The sequence below is a fragment of the Gilvimarinus sp. 1_MG-2023 genome, assembly GCF_030548285.1.
This window is the reverse complement of sequence record NZ_JAUOSC010000002.1, coordinates 557,432-569,180: the sequence shown is the minus strand read 5'-3', so window position 1 is coordinate 569,180 and position 11,749 is coordinate 557,432. Positions and strand designations below refer to the sequence as shown.

Below are 11,749 nucleotides of genomic sequence, written 5' to 3'. Positions count from 1 at the left end.
GGATATGATAAAAATAAAACAGCCGCTGGTAGAAAATATTCTACTGGTTGGCCAGAGTAAGACCCCTGTTATTGTTATTGATGACTTTGGCGATTCGCTTCATGGCCTTCGGGTTGTGGCACAAGACTATGCGCGGTTTACTCCGGCACAGGGCGGGTATCCGGGGTGCAGAGCGGTTCTTCCTTCCAGTTATGGCAGTGCGGTATTAAGTGTTCTGCAACCTTTAATACAGTCGGTCTACTCACTGCCTGATACCGCTCAGGGGCGCTGTTATCAACAATTCTTTTCTCTAGTGACTAAAAGGCCGTCGGAGTTGTCGACCTTGCAACGCTTACCTCATTTTGATTCTGATGTTTCCCGCTATTTCGCGGTTATGCATTATCTGGGAGATGGCGACTTTGGCGGCACAGGATTTTTTCGGCACAAAGCGAGTGGAGTGGAACGGGTAAAGCCTGACAACAGATCTGTCTTTATTGAGTCGGTAAGAGGTGAGCTTAAACAGTCCGAGCCTGCCCACGAATATATTGCCGGCTCGAATGACCGATTTGAAATGACCGCCTCAGTTGAATACAGGGTTAACCGATTGATGGTGTATCCGGGTAACCTTCTTCATTCAGGGCTTATAAATACCGCGACAGATATTAACCATTGTCCGTTGACCGGTAGGCTAACCGCAAATATTTTTGTGGATTTCTCTTGAGTGAATCGTTTCAGAGTATTTAGTGGCGAACTAAAACGTTTGACTCAGTCATTAGTGAACTGTTCTCTTGTCTCGGCCTGATCAATAGAATTTAAATAAAGCAGGCGCCACTAGAATAATTTTTCTGGCGCAAAAATCACCACCATTTAAATATTTCATTACGTGCCGTGGAATTGAAAGCGGGACGTTTCTACAAAATGGTAGTTTTACAAACTGATACCCTTGCTGTAGCCCCCGCCAGCCAAGGCGCTGCGAAGTCCCAGTTTTAACGGTGTAACTGTTGGAAATTGTGAGTAAAGCGGGACGACGAAAAGACCTCTTAACACTACTTTTATCATTCAAGGCAGCTGTGCGTGAAAAATGTGCGCTCGGTAGTGCTTGCTTTGAATCAAGTTGGCAAGATGTTAACCCGAGCGTTGTAATGAGCCGGTTAGTATTAAGCCGCGTATTGTGCTCAAGGACATTGAGCCGCATTTGTATGACAAGGCTCAGAAAGCACAACAAAAATTAAATACCATGGGACTTTAACAATAATCAAACCCTGGAGTAGCGCTATGAATAAACGCAACCGATATTCGGTTTGCCGCCCTTTAATGGTCGGCGCAGCCGCACTCACCACGGCTTTGGCTGTGAGTACATCCCACGCGCAACAAGTTGGTCAATTGTTGTGGGAAGACAATTTTGACAATATCAATACCAATCACTGGAACGTCGTTGAAGGTAACGGCTGTCAATTAGGCCCCAATTTGTGCGGCTGGGGCAATCAAGAACTGGAATATTATCAGGCTGATAACGTTTCTATTGAAGCGGTTCCGGGTGAGCCCGGCAATTCTGCTTTGGTATTTGAAGCGCGCGCCGAGAACGTCGAGGGCAGTGCCTTTACCTCGGGCAAGCTCGACAGCCAGAATGCGGTCGCCATTCAGTACGGTATGATCGAGACTCGCATTCGGGTGCCCAATCTAGAGACAGGCCTGTGGCCCGCTTTTTGGCTGCTGGGCACCACCACCGCCAGCTGGCCCGCCAAGGGCGAAATCGACATGATGGAAATGGGCCATCGCCAAACCGAGATCGACCATTTCCACGCCGGTGCGACCCCAAATAGCTTTGTCGGTGGCAATGCCATTTTTTACTCCGACGATGCCTGCGTAGAAGGCAATCCGACTTGTGCGGCCATGTCGGCCTGGCAAACAGATAACGCCTATGTCTCGCAAACCCCGATGAACGATCGTTTTATCACGTATCGGCTTTACTGGACCGATCAATCGTTGCGTTTTGCGGTGGTTGATAACGGTGTTGAATACGATATGTACGATAACCCAGTGCCCATTACCGATGAATCCGACGAATTCCGGGCTCCTTTCTATTTGCTGATGAATATGGCTGTAGGTGGCAACTTCACCGATGCCCAGCAAAATAGCGAGGTAACCGCACCACTGCCAGCGAAAATGTACGTCGACTACGTACGTGTCTACGAATACGACGGCATGGGAGAGGTGACGCTGGGCGATACCACCCAGGCTGAAGTGGGCACTTTTGGTGTGTTTACCGATAACACCGCAACCGACAACAAGCTTGAGCCGGGTGTCAGTTCCGATATATATATTTGGAGTACTGGCTCCCTTACCGGCGGCACTGAGCCGGCAGATGAAGGCGATAATGTGATTAGTTGGGATTACACTGCGCCTGGTCAGTGGTTTGGCGGTGGCATTCAATCGCGTCAGCCTTTGAATATGAGTAACTTTGCCGACGGCACAGTAACGTTTCGTATTAAGGCGCCCGCTGATGTGTCCTTTAGAATTGGTGTGACAGACACCTATACCAATGAGCACTATATCGACTTCCCCGCTGGTGTGAATCAGTATGGTTTAGTGCGTAACGGCGAGTGGGGTACGGCAACTGTACCGGTGAGCGATTTACGCGGCGCATTGGTGGCGTTGCAATCTCTCGCTTATCCCTTTGTGGTGCTCAGCGGCGACACTATGCCCAGTGCCAACTTTTCGATAGCCATTGATGACATTATTTGGCAAGGCGGTGGCAGTGCCGCCGATGACGACGCTGATGGCGTTGCCAACCAGAACGATGCTTGCCCCGGAACACCGGCCGGCACTGCGGTTGATAGTTCGGGCTGCGCCCAAGTATCTGCGACCGACACCGACAATGATGGTGTGTTGGATGGCGACGATGCCTGCCCTAATACGCAGGCAGGTGCCAGTGTTAACGCCACCGGTTGCAGTACCGACAGCGTGAAAATTCAAGCCGAAGACTACATCAACTTTTTAGACAGTAGCGCCGGCAATAACGGCAGCGAATATCGCAATGATGATGTTGATATCGAGGTGGCCACTGACACCGATGGCGGCTACAACGTAGGTTGGACCGAGAGCGGTGAGTGGCTTGAATACAGTACAGATTTGGCGGCGGGTACCTATCAGGTGACGGCGCGCGTAGCGGCGTTAAATGATGGTGGAGCACTTAGTGTTGGCATCAATGGCGCCTACACATCCAGCAGTTCGGTGAGCAGTACCGGTGGCTGGCAGAACTGGCAAAGTCTGGTGCTGGGTAATATAGAGGTGGCCGCAGGCAATGCCAATGTACGTATTAATATCGATGCGGCGGGCTTAAACTTAAATTGGATTAATCTGGAAAAAGTGGTAGTCGATAGTGACGGCGATGGCGTTACCGATAATATCGATCAGTGCCCGGCTACCGCTACGGGAGCCCAGGTCGACGCCGATGGCTGCGCCATAACGAACACTGATGGTAATTCCGGTGTCAACGAGCCGACGGCGGGCAGCCTAGAATTTTATCTCAACACGGCTGACTGGGCGGATTTGCACTACCGTGTTAACGGTGGCGGTCAAATTAATGTCGCTATGGTGCAAGGCAGCGGTCGCAATACCTATAACGCGAGCGGTTTAAGTAGTGGCGATGTAGTGGATTACAGTTTTACCTATTGGGATGCCAACTTGGGCGGAGCTGTCGACTCACCGTGGGAAAGCTACACTGTGGGAGCCGGTTCAAATCCAGATCCGGGCCCTGATCCAGATCCAACACCGGGCGATAGTGATAACGATGGCGTTGTTGATGCCAATGACCAATGTCCCAACACTGCGGCGGGCGTCAGTGTCGACGCCAACGGTTGCCCCGTTACCTTGCCGCCCGGTGCGCAAATAACGCCTTTGTTTGATAATAATACTGCGTTGGAGCCGGTGATCAGTTTTGATCGAGGTGATGCCCTGATCACTCGTTTTTCCGATCGGGCTCGCGATCGTCACGCCAAAGAAAACCACTTTCAGGCCTACGATCATTACCTGTCGTTTTACTGGGAAGATCGTACCGCAGCGATAGAAATTATCGATTACGTGGCCAAGGGTGGCGACAGCATACGGATGAATGTTCGCACTGAATTTAAATTGTCCGATACCGAGGCTGAAAATCGCTGGTGGTATGAGGGGCTGCATACCCTCGCTCAGTATTGCGGCAATGGCGTAATGAATACCAGTGATAATGTGAACTACTGGAAAGAGGAGAACTGGAACTGCCGTGAAGGTCGGCCCATCCAAATGGGGGATAAACTCGAGTTTGAAATCAGCCAGTTCCTCGATGTGGGTGTGCCGCGCGGACGTGCCAATTATTACGGCACGACGTATCTGTATATTGTGGGTGAGGGCATAGTGCCTTGGGATGTTACCGATAAGGTAGAGTTTGTCAGCGGTAATTATTTACAACGTGACACTATCCCTGTGCCTGAGCGGGCACGTATGGGTGGTGATACCACCTTGCACGTGCAAATGACGGCAGAGCCCGATGGTCACTTTCAGCAGATGGCGACTAACTTAGGCTATGACAATGGTCAGCCATTTGTGTTGGGGCGTCATATCCACCACTCGTCGTTTGTCGATGGTGTACACGATGAAAGTGCGGAAAATGGTGTAAACAGTGTCGCCGTTGGCAAAGCCGGCCCCAATTATATTAACGAGCGCTGTTCCGACTGCCACGTGCGCAATGGCCGTGCTTCGGTGGCCGAGATCGGTGAATCTTTGGATCGTTGGGTGTTTAAAATTGGCGATGCCAATGGCAACCCTGAAGCAGCTCGCGGCCGTGTTTTACAGCCACGTGGGCTGGGCGGTGAAGGTGATGTAGCCATTCAGTCTTGGACAGAATCGGGCGGTTTGCGTTCACCCAACTACACCTTTAGCAATGGCACACCAGAGACTTTTTCAGCTCGTTTGGCGCCCAACTTAAATGGTCTGGGTTTGTTAGAGGCGATTCCAGAGTCGGCTATCCTGGCACTGGAAGACCCCAACGATGCCGACGGCGATGGCATTTCCGGGCGTGCTAACCGTATCGCGGATCCTGAAACTGGCGTTACGCGACTGGGCCGATTCGGCTATAAGGCGGCAGCGGTTAGTGTTAAGCATCAGGTGGCCGCGGCGTTTAATACCGATATGGGAGTAATGACAAGCCTGTTACCCAACCCCGATTGTGGATCGGCGCAAAACGACTGTGTTCCAGCAGGCAGTGAGCTTGCTGATGAACATTTGGACAATTTGGTTAAGTATGTCTCACTGTTAGGGGTGCGTCCGCAGCGCAACTACAATGAACCAGCCGTACTCGATGGCGAACAAACCTTTGATCAAATCGGTTGCGCGGATTGTCATACCCCCACTCACCAAACCAGTGAGTACCATCCACTGGCCGAGTTACGCGACCAAACCATTCGCCCCTACACCGATATGTTGTTGCATGACATGGGCCCGGGATTGGCCGATAACCTAGGTGAAGGCGAGGCGACCGGTAGTGAATGGCGCACAGCTCCGCTCTGGGGTGTGGGGCTATCCGCCTGTGTAACCGGTGGCGTAGAGGGTGGCATCGGCTGGGACGGTTTCGGCCTAGACGGTTATGAGACGTGTGTTCCCGACGCAAACTTTTTGCACGACGGCCGTGCTCGCACTATCGACGAGGCGATTCGTTGGCACGGTGGTGAAGCGCTCGCGGCAAAGCAAGCCTACGATGGACTGTCCAACAATGCGCGCAGTAATTTACTGAGTTTTATTGAATCACTGTAGAGTATAAGCTTGATTGGAATTAGCGGCACCTTCGGGTGCCGTTTTTGTTTGTGGCCAAGCAGCAGCTTAACTCGTATTTTCGATAGTGCGACCGACAATTAAGGGGTAGCTTACGGCAGGTGTCCCACCTTGCGGATACACTTCGGCACATAAAGCGAACCCCAAGATTGTTGGAACCTTAAGCCCTATGATTACAGAGCCTCGCTTTTATTGGGGCATCCCATCTTTGTATTCATTGGAAAAATGGGACGATTAGTGCTTTTACTAAGGTCAAACTACAAAGGTGGATGTATGGGCAACCGGGTGACTGGTTTACATTCGCACAAGCTGGTGGCGTGTCAGGTCGCCACGGCTTTGAGTCAAATGAATATGTGAGTATTTCTGGCTCTTCGTATAGAAACTTACCCTCCCGTCAGGGAGGGGTTTTTTTACCCGCCCTACATAATAAAAGCCATACTTGTATCAAATTTATCAGAAGCCTTCAGAGCGTTTTTATCATGTTATTCCCCCGCTTGTTTTGAGGATGTAAAGCTCCAATGGAGCTCAAAGATAACTCCCGTGCTCAGACTAGCCCATACAATAAAGAGGCAAAATCCATGAGAAAATTGTCACTTGCAATGCTGCCACTGATACTAACCGGTTTGGCCGCTTGTGGCGGAGGTAGTTCTACGACTGATGTCGGCTCCCCATCGAGCTCCTCGATCAGCTCATCTAGCATTAGCAGCACGTCCTCTGCCAGTTCACAGTCCTTGAATGAAAATTGGGCACTAGTGTGGAGTGATGAGTTCGAAGGCGAGAGCATTGACACCAACAAATGGAGCTTTGAGGTTAACTGCACCGGCGGTGGCAACAATGAGTTGCAGTGCTACACGCCGCGCGAGGAGAACGCCTATCTCGACAACGGTTTCTTGCATATCGTTGCGCGCGAAGAAAGTTATCAGGGCCCGGGTGAATGGGATGATTCGCCTAGCTACGATCCCAATGATACCTCCGTTCAGCGCGACTACACCTCGGCGCGTCTGCGCACCAAAGGCAAAGGCGATTTTAAGTACGGCCGAATGGAAATCCGCGCGAAGCTACCGCAAGGGCAGGGCATTTGGCCGGCTTTTTGGATGCTGCCCACCGACAATGTTTATGGTGGTTGGCCCCGCAGTGGCGAAATTGATGTATTGGAGGCCGTGAATACCAATGCCGCTGGCGGCAACGAAGTTCACGGCACCTTGCACTACGGCAGCGCGTGGCCGGGTAATCAATACTCCGGCACCTCTTATGTGCCACCTGCAGATGTGTGGCAAGAGTTTCATACTTATGCAGTTGAGTGGTCGGAGGGGGAAATCCACTGGTTCGTGGATGACGTTCATTATGCCACACAAACATCCGACGGCTGGTACACCTACTACACCAGCGACTCTGGTGCAGGCTATCAGTTGGGTGAAGGCGCGGCGCCTTTCGATCAAAACTTCCACTTAATTGTTAACTTGGCAGTGGGCGGTAATTGGCCGCAGGATCCGGATGATACGACGTCCTTTCCGCAGACACTTCTGGTCGATTATGTGCGTGTTTATCAGTGTGCGCTCGATCCAGAAACAGGCGCTGGTTGTAGTGATTTGCTGGATAGCCAAATAGAAAGACTGCCGGGTTTTCCCGCCCCCGATATAAAGAGTTTTTCGCTCTATAGGGATGGGGACACAACACTGACCCTAGAGACGCCCAGCAGTGACACCCTGCGTTCGCTAACACCAGGCTACTATGAGTCGAATGCTGGTAACCTGGTGGTTGACCCGGCCTTTAATACCGGCAGTGATACGGTGTGGAGCGCAGAGTTTTCCGGTGCGGCGAATATTTTTCTCAGTGCAGATCAGAGTTCGGAAGAAGATGGGTTGGCCAGCGGTGTGAATCTGTCTCAGTTTGCCCAAATCGGGCAGATTGCCTTCGATTTGTTGGTTGAAGAAAAGTCCGGTGACGCGCAATTTTTAGTGAAGGTGGATAGTGGTTGGCCCGCTGTGAGCCAAAAAGAAATTGAACCCAGTGTGGGTGAGTGGACGCGCGTGGTTGTGCGCTTGAGCGAGCTGCAGGCGAATAATATTGAGCCGGGTCAGGTCGACCTGAATTCAGTGGTGAATCCCTTTGTTTTAGAGTTGGCCGCTGGGACGGCTAAAATTAAAATAAACAATATTGCTTATGAATGTTTGGGTGACTGCGCGCCTCAGGCCATATTGGCCGGCCAATCCAGTACCATAGAAACGCCGCATACCGTATTTGACGATGCCATTAATGTGAACTGGGATTTTGGTATTGGTATTTATCAGACTGCCGCGAACCATGTTTCAACGTCAATCGTGGAGGCGAGTGATAATGCCCGGGGGCAAGTTATTGATGTTCAATTTGGCAATGCGGGAGGCAGTGGTATAGCCTTTATTCAGTCGACCAGCCCAAAGGATATGAGCGTATTTTCCGGCGGTCGTCTGGTGTTTGATGTTCAGGTATTGGACTACGGTTTGGCAAGTCAAGTGGCTATCCGGGTTGACTGTGTGCACCCCTGCAGTTCCGGCGATATAGAGTTAGGCATGGTCGGCTCCGATGGCTGGCAGACGGTGGAGGTGCCAATCAATGACTTGGTTAATGGCGGCCTGGATTTAAGCCGGGTAAATACTCCATTGGTGATTTCCCCTACTTGGGAAGCGCAAGCGAATGTCCATCTGCAGTTGGATAACATTCGTTATATCGCACCGTAAATTCGGGGGGGCAATAACGCAAACCTGCGTTTATCGCTCCCCTTTCCCTGCCGATTGTTTTCTGTACTCAGAGGGGGATATCCCCACCAGTCGCTTAAAGAAGCGATGAAACGCTGATTTACTGTTAAACCCTGCCTGTAACAAAATATCGAGAATCGTTAGATGCTTGTGGGCAGGGTCTAACAATAGCCTTTTGGCTTCTTCTACCCGGTAAGAATTCATAAATTCAAAAAAATTGGTGCCAAAATGTTTATTGATTACGCCGGACACATCCCTGGCGGGTAGATTTATTTGATTCGAAAATTCTTCAATGTTCAGGTTTTGTTGTAAGAATAATTTGTCAACCTCCATGCCGTTTTTGACTTTCACAATGGCAGCATCATTCGGCTGATCTTCAGGAACCGTTTTAAGGGTCACAGGTTTTGTCGTTAATACTCTGTGAGCATAGGCGGCGCTGTAGGCAAAAAGGCCATTGATCAGCACGAAAACGACATAATTTTCAGAGATACCTAAATAATTGGAAAGGCTGATGGTGCTGAATTGGGCGCCAACATGAACGACCAGTGAAAAAATCCAATGCAGCAAAAATCCAACCGTTAGCACTATCAGCCAGCTGGGCTCGCCACTTGAGAACGAAGAGTATTGATCTTTGAGTGACAGGTAGTACCGGCGCGCCAAATGTACAGCGGCTAATCCATATATAAACGGAATGACTTTTGAGCTATGCCAAATAAAATTCACCACGGTAATGGACAGTTGTGATTGATTGTCCGCCCGCCAGCGCAGTGCATCGCTATCAATTTGTAGTACTAACAATAAAAGCCAGCTAAGGGCCAAGGGTAATAAATGTACAAGTTGGTTCTTTCTTAGCTTAAAGTCATGTTCTGTTAGCGATGCAACATAAAAATAGAGTGCTTGCCCTTTACTAAATGCAGCCAACATAAGTAAATAAGGTACGACGTTTAAGTCAAAAAAGTCGAGGGTGTGAACCAAATCATTCCACAAGAGAAGTATACAAAGGCTGTGCAGACCAATTGAGAGCAAGAAGACAATTAATGCTCCACTGGCCGTTTTACGTGCGGTCGGCAAAGCCCACTGAAAAAGTGCCAGCATGATGCACTCAATGATCGTCATAAAAACGATGACGTCGTGAAAATTGAAGATGTAAGCTTCCATAATGAATTTTTATCGCAGGTAAATAGAGATAGCTCTACGTTTTTATTAGATGTTCATACAGTATATGACCTTGAATGAACTTAGCAATGATAAATCAATATACAGTCAGTTGAGTATGGTTAAGTTTATGTTCGTGAGGGTACACATACGTTTGATTACGCCCGGCCGCCTTGGCTTGATAGAGTGCAGCATCGGCGTGGCGCATCATATCTTGCACGCTGGGCTGGGATTCGATGTTCATTACTTCGGCAATGCCACAACACAGAGTATGTGCGATTTTGCTAGAATTATATTGCGTCGGTGTTGATTCAAACTCGATGCGTATGCGTTCGGCAATCTGTATTACGGAGTCTATCTCGCTGGCGCGCAATAAAATTGCGAACTCTTCCCCGCCATATCGTGTTACTACATCGCTGTCGCGACAGGTGCGCAATAATAATCTTCCCACATCTTTGAGTACCTGATCGCCAGCTTCGTGGCCATAGTTGTCATTCACTTGTTTGAAATAATCCAAATCAATCATTAATACGTAGGCAGGTCTTTGATCGATGGCCATGCGGTCTTTTAGCTGGGTAAATGCAATTTGCAGGCGACGTCGGTTGCCCAGACCCGTCAGAGGATCTTCGCTGGCCTGTGTGATGGCTTGTTGACGTTCTGACTCTAATTGAATTAACCATTTAGATAGGCCAATCATTAAAAATAAAGTTTCCAGAAGTGCTGCAATCTGGACATAAAATAGGGGTGTCATGCCCCAGTTGAATAGAGGTGTGGCGGCGCTGATTAAACTTAAAATCAATCCCGCAGCGTATATCAACCAAGCCAATAGACTCCACAGGGCGTAATCGAGGCCTTTGCGCCACACTGCGAAGCTGGCAACCGGGAGAATGAGTGCAAGGGCCGCCAGCAAGCCGTATGAGAGTGTCAAAATGGGCTCATAAAAGCCGATTAGACGGATAATTATGCCTGTTCCCGCGACGGCCTGAATGGCGATAAATACTACATTAAGATGTGGCGATAAAAGCTGAAGCTGTAAAAAAGATTTGCTAAATTGCAGCGCACAAATAACAAATATCAAGTAAACAAGGTGGAAGCCTTCATTGTGCCACCAGGGGGCTTCGGGCCAGAGGTATTGAAACCCCAACCCGTTAAGCATTAACCAAAAGACGATACTGCTGAGCAGAAATAAAGCGTAATAGGCCGCATTGCGCTGCTTTAGGGTGATGGCAAATATGCTGGCCATCAGGGCCATAATGCTCAGAGCGCCGTAAAAAAGCCCAAAGCTGAGGTGCTCTTGCTGCTGCCTGGTGGCAAAACGCGAAGGGGACTCCAGCTTAAAGCCCATAGTAAGTGAGTCGGCTTTGGTGTGGTAGGCTTGGATATAAATCTCGGTTTTGGTTCCCGCCGGTAAAACAATAGGCAAAGCCAGGGTGCGATAAAACACGGGGCGACTTGAGAAGGGCTCTCTATCGCTGAGGCTGTGTGATTGAAAGTTGGACTCGCTGTCGCGGCGCAGATAGACGGCCATATGGTCCAAATAACTGGTCTCGGTGCTCAGAATTTCTACCCGGTCTTCCGGCTCTGGGTTATGCAGGCTAAATCTTACCCAGTAATGCTTATCACTGATTCCTTGATTATTGTCACGAGGTTGAAACTCTTGCCAGCGCAAGTCTGTTGTTGCCTGGTCTATGGTAAGGGGTTCTACCGCTAATAAAATTTGGGTGTCGAGATCTTTGAGGGTACGGGTCGGCTCTAGGTTATATGCGGCCGCTTGCTGGTTGGCCAGAGTTAGCCCCAGTAAAGTCATGAGCGCATATAACGCAAAAAAGCGGCGAGTGTGCACGCGCAATTGGGGCCCCCATTGACTCTTAATCTTGTTGTTAAGGTGTATGGTATAAATACCATTGTAGTTTACCGCATGAGTGTTGCGTTGTCTGAGGGAAAAACAATCGTGGTGATCGAGAGGACTACTTAGATTAGTCGGGTAGGGGCCACGGCAGCTCAATGTGTATAGTGAGGTAAGCGCTAACCGGCGGCGAGCTCGCGCCCGGTGGAAGCTGTCGGGCGCGTGT

The 11,749-nt window shown here is 49.8% G+C and carries 5 protein-coding genes; 3 read left to right on the top strand and 2 right to left on the bottom strand.

The window, feature by feature from the left end:
- Nucleotides 1-4 precede the first annotated feature (4 nt).
- From Q4563_RS05225 to Q4563_RS05215, 3 genes are all read left to right on the top strand, one after another.
- Nucleotides 5-700, top strand: coding sequence for a DUF6445 family protein (locus tag Q4563_RS05225; protein ID WP_215978176.1), 696 nt, complete (start codon nucleotides 5-7; stop codon nucleotides 698-700).
- A 554-nt stretch (nucleotides 701-1,254) separates the two neighbouring features.
- Complete coding sequence (locus Q4563_RS05220; RefSeq protein ID WP_303603843.1) at nucleotides 1,255-5,769, top strand: di-heme oxidoredictase family protein; 4,515 nt, start codon at nucleotides 1,255-1,257, stop codon at nucleotides 5,767-5,769.
- Between the two features lie 596 nt (nucleotides 5,770-6,365).
- Nucleotides 6,366-8,504 (top strand): glycoside hydrolase family 16 protein, encoded by a 2,139-nt coding sequence (locus tag Q4563_RS05215; protein ID WP_303603842.1) that lies wholly within the window; start codon nucleotides 6,366-6,368, stop codon nucleotides 8,502-8,504.
- A gap of 30 nt (nucleotides 8,505-8,534) precedes the next feature.
- On the opposite strand, the gene Q4563_RS05210 is transcribed toward Q4563_RS05215, so the two are convergent.
- Together Q4563_RS05210 and Q4563_RS05205 are read right to left on the bottom strand one after the other, a co-directional pair.
- Nucleotides 8,535-9,680, bottom strand: coding sequence for a helix-turn-helix domain-containing protein (locus Q4563_RS05210; protein ID WP_215978173.1), 1,146 nt, complete (start codon nucleotides 9,678-9,680; stop codon nucleotides 8,535-8,537).
- A 94-nt stretch (nucleotides 9,681-9,774) separates the two neighbouring features.
- Nucleotides 9,775-11,520, bottom strand: coding sequence for a sensor domain-containing diguanylate cyclase (locus Q4563_RS05205; protein ID WP_303603892.1), 1,746 nt, complete (start codon nucleotides 11,518-11,520; stop codon nucleotides 9,775-9,777).
- Between the last annotated feature and the right edge of the window lie 229 nt (nucleotides 11,521-11,749).